Source organism: Protofrankia sp. BMG5.30, assembly GCF_001983005.1.
GTDB classification, from domain to species: Bacteria; Actinomycetota; Actinomycetes; order Frankiales; family Frankiaceae; genus Protofrankia; species Protofrankia coriariae.
The window spans coordinates 177,412-195,423 of the sequence record NZ_MOME01000015.1 but is presented as its reverse complement, the minus strand read 5'-3'; the positions used below and the strand labels follow the sequence as shown (position 1 = coordinate 195,423).

Below are 18,012 nucleotides of genomic sequence, written 5' to 3'. Positions count from 1 at the left end.
CGCCGACGACGAGGGCGACGCGGGCGCCGGAGAGCGGGATGACGTCGTACCAGTCGCCGCCGACGCCGGCCTGGGCGCCGGCGGGCAGGTAGCGGGAGGCGACCTCCACGGCGGTGTGCCGCGGCAGGTGGTGGGGGAGCAGGCTGTGCTGGAGGGTGAGGGCGGTGGCGCGTTCGCGGGTGTAGCGGCGGGCGTTGTCGAGACAGACGGCGGTGCGGGCACCGAGATCGTCGGCCAGGACGAGGTCGTCGGGGGTGAAGGGCTCGGGATGGTGCTGGTGACGAATGAAGACGGCGACGCCGAGAATGCTTCCCCGGGCACGTAACGGAATAATCATGACGGAATGGAATCCGTACTCGCGGATCCGGGCGGCCCGCGGCGGGCTGCCCGCCACCCACCGTGCCACACGCGGATCGGAGATCGGGTAGGAGACGCTCTGTCCGCTGGCGAGGGCGATGGCGATGGGGGAGTTCGGAGGGTAGGTGTCGGTCTGGCCCAGCGCGACGACGGCTTCCGGCTGCCCCGCGAAGACGGACTGGTGGGCGGTGCGGCGCAGCACCACCGGGGTGGTGATCGGTCCTGACGGCGGCTCGTCACCTTGGTAGACGGTGTCGAGGAGGTCGACGCTGGCCCAGTCGGCGAGACGGGGGACGGCGATGTCGGCGAACTCCTGGGCGGTGCGGGTGACCTCGAGGGTGCTGCCGATGGCGGCGTTGGCCTCGTTGAGCAGGGTCAGCCGCTGCCGGGCCCAGTACCGCTCGCTGATGTCGAGCGACGCGCTGAGCACCCCTCGGACCTGGCCGGCCGGGTCCCGCACCGGTGACAGGGTGATCGCCCAGGCACGTTCGTGGGAGTCGGCCGGTGCCCGGCGGAAGGCCYCGTAGTACGCCGGCTCACCGGTCCGCACCACCTGGCGGGCCCGCTCGACCAGGCCGGAGGGCTGATGTCCGGGGGCGGGGAACACCTCCGCCGCCGGACGTCCGCGCGCGTCCTGCTCCCGCAGGCCGATCATGTGGGCTGACTCGTCGTTCAGCCGGCAGACCCGCACCTCGGTATCGAAGATCGCCAGACCGACCGGGGCCTGGGTGAACGCCCAGTTCACCAGCGTCAGCTCAGCCTGGCGCTCACGCTGGTGGTTGCGCAGGTCCTCGACGGTGACGGCGGTCACGAACCACTGGGCCACCGTCCCGTTACCGGCCAGCAGTGGCTGGGCGTGCAGCCACACGTCCAGGCCGTGCCCGTCGCGGTGGCGCAGGGTGACAGTCCCGCTCCAGCTTCGCCCGTCCGTCAGGTGGCATCGGGCCGGTTGCGGGAGCGGAGCGGCAAGAAGGTCGGCCGCTGGCCGTCCGACGAGCTCGGCCGGAGGGTATCCGAGCGGCTGGTGGGCGTACGAGCCGCACGCGGTGACGACACCGTGCGGGTCCACGCTGACCGTTACCGTGCGGTTCATGGGGAGATCGTCGAAAAGATCTCCGGGCGTGATGCCCTGTGCTCCCTCGCCGTCCATCTCACCCCCGTCCTCCCCCCGCGACCGCGGGCGAACCGGGACCGCCACACCCTACCCAAACCAGCCGGCCTCATCGTTGCCCCGGCCCTGTTGTCCCGGCCCTCCTGTTCGCCGGCCCGCCGGGATCCCCCGAGTTCGCCCGATCTCGCCCGGTGGCCTGCCACGGCCTGTGTCCGGCCGTATTCCCGGCCGGTATCCCTCGGATCCCGGCGGTATCTCTGGCCGTATCCGATGGATACCGGCGGTATCCCTGGCCGTATCCGATGGATACCGGCCGCGTAGCGTTCGCTGGCCCGCTGCTGCCCGCGCGGTGATGCTGGACCCCTGGCCACCGGTGCGGTTACATTCGGACGATGCGTGCCGGATCCGCGTCCTGGACGGTGATGCTCGATCCGTTCTGGGCCTCCCGCCGCGCGCATCATTTCGACCAGATCTGTTGACGTCGACCAGAGCCGCCGTTGATCCGGCCCGACAGTCGCGGGATCCGCCGTCCACCGTCAACATCATCTCGTGTCCTGCGGGCTCGTGGCCTCGTGTGGTGACGCACCCTGTGCGGTCCGCCCGGCCACGATGATCAATTGATGATCAATTCTCGGCGACGGTGAGCTGGTCGCGCCGCCGGCCACCCGCGGCCACGGCGCATCACGACACGCCAGGCAACGACACGCCAGACAACGACGCGACGCACCGATCGACCCGTCCCACCGCCTCGGCACGCCCCGGCCGTCGCGCCGGCGGTGGAGAGGACCCCGACATGACCTCCGTCACGGACGTGGCGCCGGCACCGGGCCGCTCCCGGCGCCAGCTGACCCTGGGCACGATCCTGCACGGCTCCGGCGGGCACATCGCCGGCTGGCGGCACCCCTCCTCGCCGCCGGGCGGCCAGCTCGACCTCGACCATCACATCCAGCTGGCCAGAACGCTGGAGCGGGGGACGTTCGACGCGCTGTTCGTCGCCGACGTCGTGGCCATCTGGGGACACCAGTACGACTCGTTGCGGCGCACCGCCCGCGCCGACCACTTCGAGCCGTTGACCCTGCTGGCCGCGCTGTCCACCGTGACCGAACGGATCGGCCTGGTCGCCACCGCGACGACGACGTACAACGAGCCGTTCCACATCGCGCGCAGGTTCGCCTCCCTGGATCATCTCTCCGCCGGTCGGGCCGGTTGGAACGTGGTGACGTCGGTGGTCCCGCTGGAGGCCGGCAACTTCGGCCGGGACACCCATCTCGACCACAGCGCGCGCTATCTGCGGGCCGAGGAGTTCGTCGAGGTCGTCCGGAAGCTGTGGGACAGTTTCGACGACGGCTCGGTCGTCCGGGATGCCGCGGCCGGGCACTACTACGACCCGGCCGGTCTGCGCACCCCGCACCATGCCGGCCCGCATTTCACGGTGCGCGGGCCGCTGAACATCTCCCGGCCGCCGCAGGGCCATCCGGTGATCTTCCAGGCCGGCTCGTCGGAGACCGGCCTGGCGTTCGCGGCCCGCCACGGCGAGGTGGTGTTCACCGCCCAGACCACGCTGGCCGGCGCCCAGGCGTTCTACGCCGACATCAAGGCACGCGCGGCGGCGTACGGCCGCGACAGCGACCACCTGTTGGTCTGGCCGCTGCTCTCACCGTTCGTCGCGAGCACCCGGGAGCGGGCCCGGGCCCGCCTGGCCGAACTACAGGAACTGGTCCACGACGACGTGGCGCGCCGGCTCGTCCAGGACAACATCGGGGATCTCGACCTGTCCGGGTACCCGTTGGACGGGCCGCTGCCGCCCATCGGCGCGACCAACCGGAGCAGGAGCCGGCAGGAGCTGATGCTCGACCTGGCCCGCCGCGAGCACCTCACGATCCGCCAGCTGGCGCTGCGGTTCACCACCGCGGGTGCCGTGGTCGGCACCCCGGAGGATGTCGCCGACCACATCGAGGAGTGGTTCACCACCCGCGCCGCCGACGGTTTCAACGTTAGTTTTCCCTACCTGCCCGGCGCCGCCGAGGACTTCGTCGACCACGTCGTCCCCGAGCTGCGCCGCCGCGGGCTGTTCCGCCACGCCTACGAGACGACGACGCTGCGCGGCCACCTCGGGCTGCCGCGCCCCCGGGCCGGCGCACGTCCGTGGGCCGACACCGAGGATGCCGTGGGCGTCAGGGACGCCGCGATCGTGGGCAGCGCGAACATCGGGGACAGCGCGGGTATCGGCGGCGGCGGGGGCGCCGGGCCACGGCCGGTGGGCGCGAGGCGGCGGGACGGGGCAGGGACGGCGGAGGGAAGCCGGTGACTTATGGCATCTGACGTGGCACCCGGCACGACCGGCGCGACCGGCGCAGCCGGCGTCACCGAGCACGGCGGCCGGCGACGGCTGCATCTCAACGCCTTCCTCAAGCCGCCGGGGGAGTTCCTGGCCGCCTGGCGGCACCCGGGCGCCGTCCCGGACGCGGGCGTGAACATCCGGCACCTGATCGACCTGGCGCGGACCGCCGAGCGGGCCCGCTTCGACGCGCTCTTCTTCGCCGACCTCGTCGGGGTGCCCTTCGCCGACCAGGAGGTGCTGCGCCGGGTCTCGGTGGTCAACGACTCCTTCGAGCCGACGACCCTGCTCGCAGCGCTGTCCACCGCCACCAGCCGGATCGGGCTCATCGCCACCGCGTCCACCACCTACAACGAGCCCTACCACCTGGCGCGCACGTTCGCCTCGCTGGACCACCTCAGCCGGGGGCGGGCCGGCTGGAACCTGGTCACCTCGCTCAACGACGCCGAGGCACGCAACTTCGGCCTGCCCGAGCACGTCGAGCACGCCGAGCGCTACCGGCGGGCCGCGGAGTTCCATCAGGTGGTGACCGGCCTGTGGGACAGCTTCGACGACGACGCGTTCCGCCACGACCAGGCGTCCGGGATCTACTTCGACGACGACAAGGTGCACCGGCTCGACCACCGGGGCAGGTATTTCTCGGTGACCGGGCCGTTGAACATCCCCCGGCCGCCGCAGGGCCGGCCGGTGATCGTCCAGGCCGGCTCCTCCGAGGCCGGCAGGTCGCTGGCGGCGGCGGTCGCGGACGTCGTCTTCACCCACCATCCCGACAGCGCCGCCGCCCGGGCCTTCTACGCCGAGATCAAGGCGCGGGCGGCCGCGGCCGGCCGCAACCCGGAGCATGTCCTCGTCCTGCCGGCGCTGTCCACGATCGTCGGCCGCACCCTCACCGAGGCCGAGGACAAGGCCGAGCGGCTGTACGCGCTGCTCGACCCGCGGGTGGCGCTGGCCGATCTCGCCTACTGGCTCGGCGGCGTCGACCTGTCGACGTACCCGTTGGACGGGCCGCTGCCGGAGCTGCCCCCCTCGAACCAGAGCCGCAGCGCCCAGCGGCTCATCGTGGACCGGGCCCGCGCCCGCAACCTGACCATCCGCGAGCTCGCCAGGGGGCTGGCCCGTGACGAGCGGACCATCGTCGGCACCCCCGAGACGATCGCCGACCACATCCAGGAGTGGTTCGAGACGCAGGCCGCGGACGGTTTCAACGTGATCTTCCCGTATCTGCCGGAGACGCTCGACGACTTCGCGGACCTGGTCATCCCGCACCTGCGACGCCGTGGCCTGTTCCGGACCTCCTACGAGGGCCGGACCCTGCGCGAGAACCTGGGACTGCCCCGCCCGGCCAGCCGGTACGCCCGTGATCGGCACAGCGCGTGACCGCTGCCAGGCGCATCCGACCGAACGGCGGTCACCGACCGCCGTCACTTCCGGCCCACGACCGACAAGGAGGCCGACGATGACCGAGACGACCCACACCGACAACGCCAGCGCCGGCGGCATCGGCATCGGCATCGGTGTCGAAAGCGCCGACTCCAACTCCGACGCTGACGGCATCGGCCCGGACGGGCCGGGGCCTGCCGGGCCGGTGGCCGCCCTGCCCACGCTGGACATCGGCCCCTACCGCACGGGCGGCCCCGGGCGGGCGGCGTTCCTGGCGGCGTTGCGCGCGGCCTGCCACGGGCTGGGCTTCTTCTACCTCACCGGGCACGGGATCCCGCCGGCCACCACCGCCGCCGTGCTGGCGGTCAGCCGGGAGTTCTTCCACCTGCCCGAGGACGTCAAGCTCGAGATCGAAAACGTCCACTCGCCGCACTTCCGCGGCTACACCCGACTCGGCCACGAGATCACCCGGGACAACCCCGACATCCGTGAGCAGATCGACGTCGGCGACGAGCGCCCCGTCCGCCAGCTCGGTCCGCACGACCCGCCCTACCTGCGCCTCGACGGCCCCAACCAGTGGCCGGYCGCGCTCCCGCGGATGCGGGAGATCGTCGATGCCTACATGGCCGAGCTGGGACGGCTCGCCCGCACGCTGGTCCACGCGTTCGCCGAATCGCTCGGCCTGGCCGCCGACCAGCTGGACCCGAGGTTCGCCGTCGACCCTCGCTCGCATCTGAAGCTGATCCGCTACCTGCCCGCGCCGGCGGGCTTCGCGGCCGACTACGACCAGGGCGTCGGCGCGCACAAGGACGGCGGTTTCGTCACGTTCGTCCTGCAGGACGACACCGGCGGCCTGCAGGTCGCGCGCAGCCCGCAGGCGGGTACGGACGTGCCGGCCGACGGCTGGATCGACGTCACCCCGGTACCGGGGACCTTCGTGGTCAACATCGGCGAGATGTTCGAACTGGCGACCCAGCGTTACTACCGGGCGACCGTGCACCGGGTCGTCAGCCCACCGGCCGGGACGGAGCGGGTGTCGGCGGCCTTCTTCTTCGGCCCGCACCTGTCGGCGACGCTGGCACCCCTGCCGCTGCCGGAGGAGCTGCGCCGGCAGCTACCGCCGTCCGCGCCTCCCGACCCGCGCAACCCGATCTTTGCCGAGCACGGCGTCAACACCCTCAAGAGCTGGCTGCGCAGCCATCCCGAGGTGGCCCGGCGGTACTACTCCGACGTCGAGGCGCCCGCCGGCCGAGGAGCATACTGATCATGCCGCCCGGCCCGCCGGTTGTGGGCAGGTGAGCCGACAGCGGCCGGACGGCGGCCGGACGGCGGCCGGACAGTGAGCGGTGACAGACGGCGGCCAGGCAGTGAACCGACCAGGTAGCGAGCAGTGAGAGGAAACCCGTGACGAGCGAGTCCACGACGTACAGCTTCGAGACCCGGCAGGTCCATGCCGGCGCCCAGCCGGATCCGGCGACGGGCGCCCGCGCGGTGCCGATCTACCAGAGCACGTCGTTCGTCTTCGAGGACACCCGCCATGCGGCGGACCTGTTCTCGCTCGCCGAGTTCGGGTTCACCTACACCCGGGTGGTCAACCCGACCCAGGACGTCCTGGAGCAGCGGGTCGCGGACCTCGAAGGCGGTGTCGCGGCGCTGGCGACGGCCAGCGGGCAGGCCGCGCAGGCGCTGGCGATCCTCACCATCGCCTCCGCCGGCGATCATCTGGTCTCGTCGTCGTCGCTGTACGGCGGGACGTATGCGCTGTTCGCCCACACGCTGTCCGAGTTCGGCATCGAGACGACCTTCATCGACGACCCCGACGACCTGGGCGCCTGGAAGGCCGCCGCGCGCCCGAACACCGCCGCCTTCTACGGGGAGACGATCGGCAATCCGCGCGGGAACGTCCTCGATATCGCCGGGGTGGCCGAGGTCGCGCACGAGGCGGGCGCGCCGCTCATCGTCGACAACACCCTGGCCTCCCCGTATCTGTCCCGCCCGCTTGAGCACGGCGCCGACGTGATCGTGCACTCGGCGACGAAGTTCATCGGCGGGCACGGCACGTCCATCGGCRGGGTCATCGTCGATGGCGGCCGGTTCGACTGGGGCAACGGGCGTTACCCACGGTTCACCAGACCGGATCCGTCCTACAACGGGCTGGTGTTCCTCGAGGCCTTCCCGGAGCTCGCCTACATCGTGCGGGCCCGGGCGAAGCTGCTGCGCGACCTCGGCCCGGCGCTGTCGCCGGTCAACGCCTTCCTGCTGCTRCAGGGGCTGGAGACGCTGTCGCTGCGGGTACAGCGGCACTCGGAGAACGCGCTGGCGGTGGCGCGCTGGCTTGAGGGCCGCGACGACGTGCTGTGGGTCGCCTACCCGGGGCTGGAGAGCAGCCGCTGGCACGCGGCGGCGACGCGCTACCTGCCGGCCGGCGCCGGCGCCGTGCTGGCCTTCGGGATCCGCGGCGGCGCGGCGGCGGGCCGGGCCTTCGTCGAGGCCCTTGCGCTGCACAGCCATCTGGCCAACGTCGGTGACGTGCGCTCGCTGGCCATTCATCCCGCCACGACCACCCACGCCCAGCTCACCGCGGCCGAGCAGGCCGCGAGCGGGGTCAGCGGCGAGCTGGTCCGGCTCTCGGTCGGCCTGGAGGGGATCGACGACATCCTTGCCGACCTGCGCACCGGCTTCGCCGCGGCGGCCGGAGCATCCGACGCCTGAGCCGTCACCCGAACGGCCAGCAGACGGCCACTCGGACGGCTGTGGTGAGACCCRCCGTCCCCCCGCCCTCGCGGACTATCTACTCTCTACTCTGGTGAAGATGGAAAGCGTGATCATTGCGGGCGACGCGGGAACGGTCATCGAAGATGACGATCTCCGATCGGGTCGTGACCGCTATGTCACACCACGTAGCCACCGCGGGCTGGCCAGCGCAGGGTGACCGGCACCGCCGGGTAGTCAGCCGCAGGAATCGTCCCCTTCAGCCATCAAGGAGCCGTTGCATCCCATGACCGAGCTTTCAACGCCGCCCGCGGAACCCGGTCGCGAGATCCTGGTGATAGGCGCCGGTCCAGCGGGTCTGAGCGCGGCCTTCCAACTGCACAAGTACGGGATCGCCTCCACCGTCCTCGAGGCGGACAGTCAGGTCGGCGGCATCTCCCGGACGGTCGAGCGCGACGGCTGGCGGTTCGACATCGGCGGCCACCGGTTCTTCACCAAGGTCCGGGCGGTCGAGGAGCTCTGGCACGAGATTCTCGACGACGCCGACTTCCTGCTGCGGCCGCGCAAGAGCCGGATCTTCTACAACGGCGCCTACTACGACTATCCGATCAACGCCGGGAACGCGTTGCGCAACCTCGGCCCGGCCGAGGCCGCCCGGTGCGTCGGCTCGTACCTGTGGGCCAGGGCCCGGCCGCCGAAGGACCAGACGGACTACGAAAGCTGGCTGGTCGCCCGGTTCGGCTGGCGCCTCTACCGCACCTTCTTCAAGACCTATACCGAGAAGGTCTGGGGGGTGCCGGTCAGCGAGATGCCGGCGGACTGGGCTGCCCAGCGGGTGAAGAGCCTGTCGCTGGCGAACGCCATCGTCAACGCGGTCTCGCCGCGCCGTAACCAAAAGAAGATCACCTCGTTGATTGAGGAGTTCCAGTATCCCAAGTACGGCCCCGGGATGATGTGGGAGGTCTGCCGTGACAAGGTCACCGCGGCCGGCAGCAAGGTGGTGATGAACACGACCGTGGCGGGCATCAGGCATGCCGACGGCCGCGCGACGGCGGTCGTCGCGCGCGACGGCGACGGGGGGACCACCGTCTACCCCTGTACCGACGTCGTGTCGTCCATGCCGATCTCCGAGCTGATCACGGCGATGGACCCGCCCGTCCCGGCCGCTGTGGCGCAGGCCGCGCGCGACCTGCGCTACCGGGACTTCATCACCGTCGCGCTCGTGGTGCCCGCCGACAAGGTGCCCTGGAACGACAACTGGATCTACATTCACGACCCGCAGGTGCGGACCATGCGCATCCAGAACTTCGGTTCCTGGTCGCCGTTCCTGGTCAAGGACGGCCGTAACGTGCTCGGCCTGGAGTACACGGTCTTCGAGAGCGACGCTGCCTGGACGGCTCCCGACGACGAGCTCATCGAGCAGGGCAGGCGGGAGCTGGCCAAGCTCGGCCTCGTCGACTACGACGACGTCGAGGCGGGATATGTGGTCCGCCAGGGCAAGGCCTATCCCATCTACGACGACCGTTACCGGGCGAACGTCGACGTGATACGCGGCTGGCTCGCCGAGCACGCCACCAACGTCCACCCGGTCGGCCGCAACGGCATGTTCCGGTACAACAACCAGGACCATTCGATGCTCACCGCGATGCTCACCGCCGAGAACATCGCCACCGGCACGACCCACGACGTCTGGTCGGTCAACGTCGAGGAGGAGTACCACGAGGAGAGCGCGGGCTCCCCGGCCGGCCGGCCCGGCGGCTCCCTCGGGACGGGACGTGACGCCCCGGTCCTCTCGCGTACCTCGCTCGACGCCGCGGCAGACTCGGCGGCACGGTCATGACGGCCCGGTAGGACGTCACCGGGAGTTACTCCCGTCGGCGCCTGTCTGTGTTCCAGCGGCCCGCCGCCATCACTGACAGTGATATTTTTGCCTGTAGCATCCCGTCCCTCCCACGCCGGGATTCCAGGTGCGGGAGGGATGCTGCCGGTCGCCTGGGCGAACCACCCACCGATCTGACCTGATGGTCAGGAGGGTGATGGTCAGGAGGGTGATGATCGGGGTGGTGTCGTGAACGGTGTCAACCCGTCCGTGCTCCGGTGTGTCGTCGGACGGACATCGTCTGTTCGTTGTCGGTCGTCTGTTTGTCGCTGGCGCGGGGCTGTTCCCGGCGGCTCATGACGCCTCCCGCTCGCTGTGCAGCCAGATCGACACCGCTTCGGTACGGCTGGCCGCGTTCAGCTTGCGCAGGATGTGCTTGACGTGGGACTTCACGGTTCCCTCAGAGATGATCAGCCGGTCGGCGATGCGCGCGTTGGTGTTGCCGGCGGCCATCAGCCTGAGCACGTCGATCTCGCGCCTGGTCAGGCGRGAGTCCGTGGGCCAGGGGGTGTCGTGGAACGGGCGTACGGGCCGGGCGAACCCGTGGTTCATCCCGTATGCGCCAAACCTGATCGGCTCCTCGATGTCGTTCATCGTCGCGGCCAGCCCGGCGGTGTAGCGCAGCATCTCGGTGCGCATCTGGGCCAGGCGGTCGAGGAGGACCGCGCGCTCCAGCGCATAGCCCAGGCCTTCGGCGAAGACCGCCAGGATGTCCCGGTCGAACTCGGCGAGCTCGCCGCGGTGGTAGTAGCGGTCGGCGTGCAGGAAACCGATCACCTGGGAGGAGGTCGTGATCGGTACCGCGACGTAGCTTCTGACCCGGGCCGCCTCGGCCATCGCCCGATGGACCCGTGTCTCATCCTGGACGTTGGTGACGATGAGCGGTCGCCGCCGTCGTACGATCTCCGTCTCGAACAGGGGGGGTACGAGCTTCTGCGGATTGTCCTGCCCGGCTCGCACGATGACCTGGGCCCATTCCCGGTCCCCCTCGACGTACATCGTCTCGGGTACCCAGATCGACTCGTGGATGCGTGACATGATCACCCGGTCGAACCCGATCGTGCACGCGATGCCCGGGGTTGCCTCGATCAGTTCGGATACCGAGGACATCTGGTGTAATCGACTGAGAGCGTTCTGAACGTTACGGATCGTGCTGGAATGGTGGTGGGCGTGCTCCTCGCGTACGTCGTCGTCGGTGCTCTTCAACTGGATGAGCAGTGGAAGCAGGTCGTCGGCACCGGCCAGGCGGTCGGCGGTGGCGTGGTCACCGGCCGCGGCCGCGCACACGCCGTGCCAGACGGCCTCCAACGCGCTGCTGGCGGCGGGTAAGTCGTCGATCTCCGTGGTGTCGGGCAGTTGCTGGGAGCACAGGAGTGCCTGAGCCTTGCCGATGATGGTGAGCACCTCGCTCACCGTCCGGTCGGAGATCGACCGCTGGTGCATGCGGTCGCCGATCATCGGTCTGTGGTTTCTCCCGTGGCACCTGATGTCCCCGGTGGACACGATGAGCCTCCTCGACTGGCGCAGGCGTCCAGCGCTGGACGCCTGGCGGATCAGAAGTCAAAGTCCGGCCTTGTCACGTTCTGTCGATCTCTGTCACTCGACCGCGTTGTGGACGCGCCAAACCATACGGCTGACTGACCCGCTGGGTCACCCACGTGAGCACGACCGAGCTTCTTTTTCGAAGAGGGTAGCGTGCGTGCCGTACACAGAAGCACTGATTCGTAGCGGATCCTGTCGAATCGACGGCTGACAATATCAATAATATTACTTATTAAGTTGATTTACTTACTTAAAGTAACATCTTGTTGACGTCGTGCTGTGATCGTCGATGTGGCCTGGGCGCCTGACTGTTCCACTTTGAAGATCCTTAACGCCTTCGTGGCCACCTGCAGCGGCTCCCGTAAGCGAGCGAGGCGGCTGCCCGGTTGCGCCGATGCCCGGGTGGTGGCCTTGTGAACGTGCCTGCGATCAGCGCTTCTCAGGGGTCCGCGTCGCGGGGAGGCTCCTGATCCCGTTGATGAGGTTGGCGACCGGGAAGTTCGGCTCGGGACGGGAACGTCCGGAATCCGGGGCCGACCTCGGTCGGCAGGTGCTTCAGCATGGTGCGCGCCAGGGCCGCGCCCGGGCAGTAGCGCGCACCGCTGCCTCTCGCCTTGGGGCACCCGCACATCGTGGCAGGGCACAGGGAGGTCCAGAAGCGTACAGGTGTGCCAACGATGGCCCTTGCGGACCCGGCCGCGCGGAGGTGCCGCTCGGCCGGCCCCGCACTGGGTCCGCATCGTACTGGCCCGCACCGGGCGTCGTGTCGCCGTGACCGTACGGGTTCCGGTCATCGCCTCGATGCGGGGGCGGGCTGGCGGTCCGGTTCGGCTTCCCGTTGCGGTAGAGCCGGCGTCCCGGCGTCCCGGCGTCCCGGCGTCCCGGCGTCCCGGCGTCCTGCGGGCGGCGGACGAGCGGACAAACAAACAGGGTCGCGGTGTCAGGGATGATCCCTGGCACCGCGTACCCCATGGCCCGGGGTGCGGCCGTCCGCATCACGGCCCCCGGGTTCCCACAGCCGTCCCGCTACCTCGCGGTGTACCGGTGCACGTCGCCTGTCCGTCGCCCTGGCGGCGTCAGATGGTCTGTACTGTCAGAAGCTGGTCCGCGTGCTGGCGGCGCAGCACCTTCTTGTCGTACTTGCCGGTCGCCGTCAGCGGGACCGCGTCCACGAACGACCAGTTCTCCGGCAGCCACCACTTCGCGACCCTGCCCGTCAGCCACGTCCGCAGCTCCTCGGCCGTCACGCTCGCTCCGTCCCGCAGCACCACGACCGCGAGCGGACGCTCCTGCCACCGCTCGTCGGGCACGCCGATGACGGCGGCCTGGAGCACGCCCGGATGGCCGATGATCGTGTTCTCCAGCTCGACCGRGGAGATCCACTCGCCACCCGACTTGATGACGTCCTTCGTCCGGTCGGTCAGCGTGACGTAGTGCAGGGGGTCGACTCTGCCGATGTCGCCGGTACGCAGCCAGCCGTCGTGGAACTTCTCCGGGTCGTCGTCGCGGTAGTAGCCTCCGGTGACCCAGGGCCCGCGGACCTCGAGCTCGCCGATCGACTTCCCGTCCGCGGGCAGTTCGATGCCGTTGTCGTCGACGATGCGAAGATCTACACCCGCGATCGGCCTGCCCTGGGTGACCCGGAAGCGCATCGTCTCCTCCTCGTCGAGGCCGGCCGGCGGCCGGGCGATCGCCGCCAGCGGAGAGGTCTCCGTCATCCCCCAGGCATGCAGGATCCGGACGCCGAACTCCTTGTCGAAGGCCTCCATCAACGAGCGCGGCACCGCCGATCCGCCGCACAGCACCAGACGCAACGAGGACAGGTCGGGTCCGGGGTTGTTCCGCAGGTGGTTCAGGATGTCGTTCCAGATGGTGGGAACGGCTCCCGACACGGTCGGGCGTTCCTGATCGATGGTCCCGACCAGCGTCTGGGCCTGCAGGAAGGGCCCGGGCAGCAGCAGATTGGCACCACTCATCAGAGCGGCGTACGGCAGGCCCCAGGCGTTGGCGTGAAACATCGGCACGATGGTGAGAATCGTGTCGTCAGCGTTGATGCTGAAACCCTGCGCGGTGCAGGCAGCCTGCGAATGTAACCACAGCGACCGGTGGCTGTAAACCACTCCTTTGGGGTTGCCCGTCGTGCCGCTGGTGTAGCACATCGAAGCCGCGTCGCGTTCGTCAACGGCCGGCCAGTCGAATTCCTCGGGCTCGGCGGCAAGGACCTCCTCGTACCGGAGAATCTGCTTGCCGGCATCCTCCAGGGCGGAGGTGTCCCCGTCGCCGTTCACCAGCACCGTGTGCACGCTGTCTATCTTCGGCAGGGCCCCGGCCAGCAATGGGATCAGGGAATCGTCGACGATGATGACCTGGTCCTCGGCGTGGTTGGCGATGTAGGCCACCTGCTCGGCGGCCAGGCGGATGTTCAGCGTGTGCAGCACGGCTCCCATCGCCGGTACGGCCGCGTACGCCTCGAGGTGCTGCTGGTTGCTCCACTGGAAGGTCGCCACCCGCTGGTCCCCGACGATGCCGAGCCGGCGCAGGGCACCTGCCAGCCGGGCGGCTCGCGCACCGATCTCGGCATACGTGACACGGCTGACCTGGCCTGGTGCGATCACGGTCCGCGCATCGTGATCGCCGTGGACCGAGACACCGTGCGCCACTATCGAACGCACCGTCAGAGGGAAGTCCTGCATCGTGCTTCGCACAGCGTACATCCTTTTTCGTCAGGCCCGGCTTTGGGTCGCGAGTGGGGACACCACCATGGACGGGCCGGCCGGAACCGCTTCGGCAACGGCAGGGCGCACCTGTTCACTCCTCGATCACGATGGCGGACATCGGGCACATCGATGTCGCGCGTTGCACGGAAGAACGCAGGCCGTCATCCGGTCGGCTATACAACAATGTCACCTGGTCGGCGTCATCCGCAAGGTCGAAGACCGCGGGTAGAGCAAGCAAGTAGCAAGCATGCAGCAAGCAACTACTACCCATGCCCRGCACGCGGGTCGCGGTTCACGGAGACATTCATGATGCCTTCTCCCGGGTTTCTCCTTCGGAAAAGCCCGTCCGTACCGGAGCGGGGTGCGCGCGTCGTGGCCCCGCAGCCTGTTCACACGGCCCTGACCTGCGTCTTTGCGCCGCTCGAGGYCCCGCCCGCGGACCGGTCCCGCGAAGCGCCGCCACTGCCGTCCCCATCGGCGGTTCTCCCGTCGCCCCTCGCGGCCCGCCCTTTTTGTCACCGCAAGTCCACGATCGTGTACATCGACGGGCTTGTTCTCGCCGTCGGAAGCCCCTGGCGGCAGAGCCGCGCACGCCATCGCTGGCCGGAACGGGCCGGCGATGAGCCGGCGCTGGCGGGGTGGGGCGGGCCACCTCGGGGGTTCGTCAGCCGTGAAGATTGGTCAGACCTAATCCGGGATTGGTCAGGCCTAAACCGATCGGTCGGGCCTAGACTTACATGCCACACGCCACACCGGTTCGGTGCGCAGGCCGGTGCGGTACGCCCTTACGAACTGGATCTGGCAGCGATGACTCCACCGAAGGGAAGAGACCCCCGGGACGCCGCGGATGCGATGGTTCCGGTMGGGACGCGTCGGCGGCCTGACCTGATGCGTTGTGCGCGTGAACTGCTGGTGACCGCCGATCAGCTGGTCGGTGGCGCCGGACGGGACATCGCCCGCAGGCCCGCGGACGACCTCAGCGCTGTCGACGGGCAACTCGCGGTCATGAGTGGCCTGCTCCGCGACCGGCTCGTCTCACCCGCGAAGTACCCGGACGGTGCTTCGCTCGTCAACGTRAGCACGGCGCTGGCGGGACTGCACACCATCCGCTACGAGATCCACGACTTCCTCGTCCACGAGCGCCTACAACGCCTGGACATGCTCGACGCCGGCCTGGCCCAGCTGCGAAAAGTACATGAATCGGACGAGCTGCTGAACCGTGTGTGCGAGTCGGTCGTGCACAGCTGCGGTTTCGACCGGGTGATGCTCTYCCGGGTCGAGGGCTCGGTGTGGCGGCCGTGGAAGAGCTACGCGGTCACAGACCAGGAGGTGGAGCGGACCTTCCGGAAGTGGATCAGCGCCATCCCGGAGATCCACCTCGATCATCTGCTACTCGAGAGCGAGATGGTGCGGCGGTGTGAACCGGCGCTGGTCACCGACGGCGCGCACGACCGGCGGGTCTACCGCCCGCTCCTGGACGCCTCCGAGCTGCGTTCCTACGTCGCGGCGCCGCTCATGCCGACCGGCCGGGTGATCGGTTTCCTGCACGCGGACTACAAGTCCGAGCAGGTGTCCGCTCTCGACCGGGACATCCTGTGGGCCTTCGCCGAGGGTTTCGGGCAGATCTTCGAGCGTGCCGTGCTGCTGGGGCGGCTGCGTGACCAGCGCGAGCAGGTGCGCAGCGCGATGCAGACCGTCGAGTCGGTGCTGGACGACCTCGCCGGCGCCGAGATCGACCTCGCCAGCCGGGAGCACGCCACCGCGCTCGCCGCCACCCGGCCCACCCGGCTGYTGCACACCACGCGCTCGTCGAAGATGGAGTCGCTCACGGGCCGCGAGCTCGAGGTACTGACGCTGATGGCGACGGGCGCGACGAACAACAGGATCGCCGAGAAACTCGTGATCACCAACGGTACCGTGAAGTCGCACGTGAAGCGCATCCTGCGCAAGCTGGGCGCGGAGAACCGCGCGGAGGCCATCTCCCAGTACCTGCGCCTGACGATCGGCCAGAACCACCTGTAGCGGGGCCGCTTGCACCCCCGCGCCCGCCAGCACTAGGGTCCAATGGTCAGACCTTTAGTTGGGGTTCTGGAGGTAGGGTGCGCGCGGTTGTCCTCGACGAGTTCGGCCCGGCGGGCAACCTGCGGTTCGCCGACTTCCCCGACCCGCGGCCGGAGCCCGGGTGGGCCACGGTGCGGCTGCGGGCCAGCGCCCTGAACTGGCACGACGTGCTGGTCCGGCAGGGCAGGTACCACTCCCCGCTGCCGCACGTGCTCGGCGCGGACGGCGCGGGCGTACGGGTGGACACCGGCGAGGAAGTGGTGATCGTGCCCTCGCTGTGGTGGGGTGGGGACGACAGCGCGCCGGGCGCGTCCTGGGAGATCCTCGGCGACCACCGGCCGGGCACCTATGCCGAACTGGTGCGGGTGCCCGTCGAATGTGTGGTGCCGAAGCCCGCCGGGCTCAGCTGGCCGCAGGCGGCTGCCCTGCCGCTGGTGGGGCTGACCACCTATCGCGCGCTGTTCACCCGCGGCCGGCTGCGTGCCGGGGAGTCCGCCCTGGTGCTCGGCGCCGGTGGCGGCGTCGCCACGATGGCGGTCAGCCTCGCGGTCGGCATCGGCGCCTCGGTGGCGGTCACCTCGTCCTCGGTCGGCAAGATCGAGTCTGCTCGTGGGCTCGGAGCCGGCGGCGGCGTGCTCTACACCGATCCCGACTGGCCACAGGCGGCCAGGGAGCTCTCACCCGGGGGAAGGGGCTTCGACCTCGTGCTGGATTCGGTGGGCACCTGGCAGGAGTCGATCCAGGCGTTGCGGCCGGGCGGCCGGCTGGTGGTTCTCGGCGCGTCGCGCGCGCAGGAGGCGCGCATCGACGTACGGCACTTCTATTTCGGGCAGTTCGACCTGCTCGGTACCACAATGGGTGGTCCCCGCGACTTCGCCGGGCTGCTGGAGCTACTGACGTCCCGGCGGGTGGCGCCCCCGGTCATCGACCGGGTCTTTCCGCTCGACCAGGCCGACCAGGCGCATCAGTACCTCGAGCGGGGTGGCGGGTTCGGAAAGATCGTCCTGACACAGGACTGAACACCCCGTACCGGGAAGGGACAACGCCGATGACAGACAAGCTCGTCCGCTACGAGGTCGATGACCACGGCGTCGCCCTCGTGACACTGGATCACCCGCAGACCCGCAACGCGCTCAGCGACGAGCTCCTCGATGATCTCCTGGGCGCGCTGGAGGAGGCAAAGACCGACACTGGCGTGCGGGTCGCGGTGCTCACCTCGTCGCATGAGCGGATCTTCTCCGCGGGCGGCAACCTCAAGGCGTTCGCCGACGACCGTCCGACGATCACCAAGTACACCGGGCTCGACCGCTTCCCGCGCCTGTTCAAGCTGATCGGGGCCCTGGGCAAGCCGGTGATCTGCGCCGCCAACGGCGACGTGCTCGCGGGGGCGTTCGGGCTGGCGCTGGCCTGCGACCTGGTGATCGCGAAGGAGTCGGTCCGGTTCGGCTGCCCGGAGATCAACGTGGGCGCGTTCCCCTTCATGATCTCGGCTCTCATCTACCGCAACGTCGGTCGGCTCAAGGCCAACGAGCTGATGCTGCTCGGTGAGCTCATCAGCGCTTCGGAAGCCCGTGACCTGGGCATTGTGAACACGGTGGTGCCCGACGCCGAGTTCGACGACACCGTCCGGGCCTGGGCGCGCAAGCTGGCGTCGAAGTCGCCGCTGCTGATCAGGCTCGGTAAGGACGCCATCAACGCCACCCGGGACCTCGCGCTCGGCGAGGCACTGGACGTGCTGCAGGCCCAGCTCGCGCTGGCCTTCACCACCGAGGACCTCGTCGAGGGGGTGCGGGCGTTCCGGGAGAAGCGGGCTCCCGAGTGGAAGATGCGGTGATCGTCTGACTCCGAGATCGTCCAGTTCTGACCCGTCGTCGGCGTTCGGCTCCAACTCGTTGCCTTTTTGGTCTAACCATTC

11 protein-coding genes are annotated in these 18,012 nt (G+C 69.6%); 8 read left to right on the top strand and 3 right to left on the bottom strand.

All coding sequences use genetic code 11. From position 1 onward, the window contains the following. Positions 1-1,507 (bottom strand): PAS domain-containing protein (locus BL254_RS10090; RefSeq protein ID WP_139342252.1); only part of this gene is annotated, 1,507 nt, incomplete at its 3' end. 754 nt (positions 1,508-2,261) lie between these two features. Here BL254_RS10090 and BL254_RS10085 point away from each other — a divergent pair. The 5 genes from BL254_RS10085 (at position 2,262) to BL254_RS10065 (ending at position 9,738) form a co-directional block, all read left to right on the top strand. Beyond that, entirely contained in the window at positions 2,262-3,776 is a 1,515-nt protein-coding gene (locus tag BL254_RS10085; protein ID WP_083730961.1) for an LLM class flavin-dependent oxidoreductase, read from the top strand. Positions 3,777-3,779: 3 nt separating this feature from the next. After that, positions 3,780-5,183 (top strand): LLM class flavin-dependent oxidoreductase, encoded by a 1,404-nt coding sequence (locus tag BL254_RS10080; protein WP_083730960.1) that lies wholly within the window; start codon positions 3,780-3,782, stop codon positions 5,181-5,183. Between the two features lie 79 nt (positions 5,184-5,262). Beyond that, the gene (locus tag BL254_RS10075) at positions 5,263-6,450 is read left to right on the top strand and encodes an isopenicillin N synthase family oxygenase (protein WP_083730959.1); all 1,188 of its coding nucleotides are present in this window, start codon (positions 5,263-5,265) and stop codon (positions 6,448-6,450) included. A gap of 140 nt (positions 6,451-6,590) precedes the next feature. Beyond that, a complete protein-coding gene (locus BL254_RS10070) occupies positions 6,591-7,898 on the top strand; it encodes a bifunctional o-acetylhomoserine/o-acetylserine sulfhydrylase (protein ID WP_076843145.1) in 1,308 nt (435 codons plus the stop codon). 286 nt (positions 7,899-8,184) lie between these two features. Then, the gene (locus tag BL254_RS10065) at positions 8,185-9,738 is read left to right on the top strand and encodes an NAD(P)/FAD-dependent oxidoreductase (RefSeq protein WP_047223279.1); all 1,554 of its coding nucleotides are present in this window, start codon (positions 8,185-8,187) and stop codon (positions 9,736-9,738) included. Positions 9,739-10,071: 333 nt separating this feature from the next. On the opposite strand, the gene BL254_RS10060 is transcribed toward BL254_RS10065, so the two are convergent. Together BL254_RS10060 and BL254_RS10055 are read right to left on the bottom strand one after the other, a co-directional pair. Next, complete coding sequence (locus BL254_RS10060; RefSeq protein ID WP_052914631.1) at positions 10,072-11,235, bottom strand: LuxR C-terminal-related transcriptional regulator; 1,164 nt, start codon at positions 11,233-11,235, stop codon at positions 10,072-10,074. A gap of 1,160 nt (positions 11,236-12,395) precedes the next feature. Further along, a complete protein-coding gene (locus BL254_RS10055; protein ID WP_076843163.1) occupies positions 12,396-14,024 on the bottom strand; it encodes a long-chain fatty acid--CoA ligase in 1,629 nt (542 codons plus the stop codon). 924 nt (positions 14,025-14,948) lie between these two features. Between BL254_RS10055 and BL254_RS26960 the strand changes: the two genes are divergently transcribed. From BL254_RS26960 to BL254_RS10035, 3 genes are all read left to right on the top strand, one after another. Beyond that, on the top strand, positions 14,949-16,058 hold the full coding sequence (locus BL254_RS26960) for a LuxR C-terminal-related transcriptional regulator (RefSeq protein WP_175648337.1): 1,110 nt from the start codon (positions 14,949-14,951) through the stop codon (positions 16,056-16,058). A 77-nt stretch (positions 16,059-16,135) separates the two neighbouring features. Further along, positions 16,136-17,116 carry a zinc-binding dehydrogenase gene (locus BL254_RS10040; protein ID WP_047223278.1) on the top strand — a complete coding sequence of 327 codons (981 nt, stop codon included), beginning with the start codon at positions 16,136-16,138 and terminating at the stop codon, positions 17,114-17,116. A 29-nt stretch (positions 17,117-17,145) separates the two neighbouring features. Further along, complete coding sequence (locus tag BL254_RS10035; protein WP_047223277.1) at positions 17,146-17,931, top strand: enoyl-CoA hydratase/isomerase family protein; 786 nt, start codon at positions 17,146-17,148, stop codon at positions 17,929-17,931. Positions 17,932-18,012 lie beyond the last annotated feature (81 nt).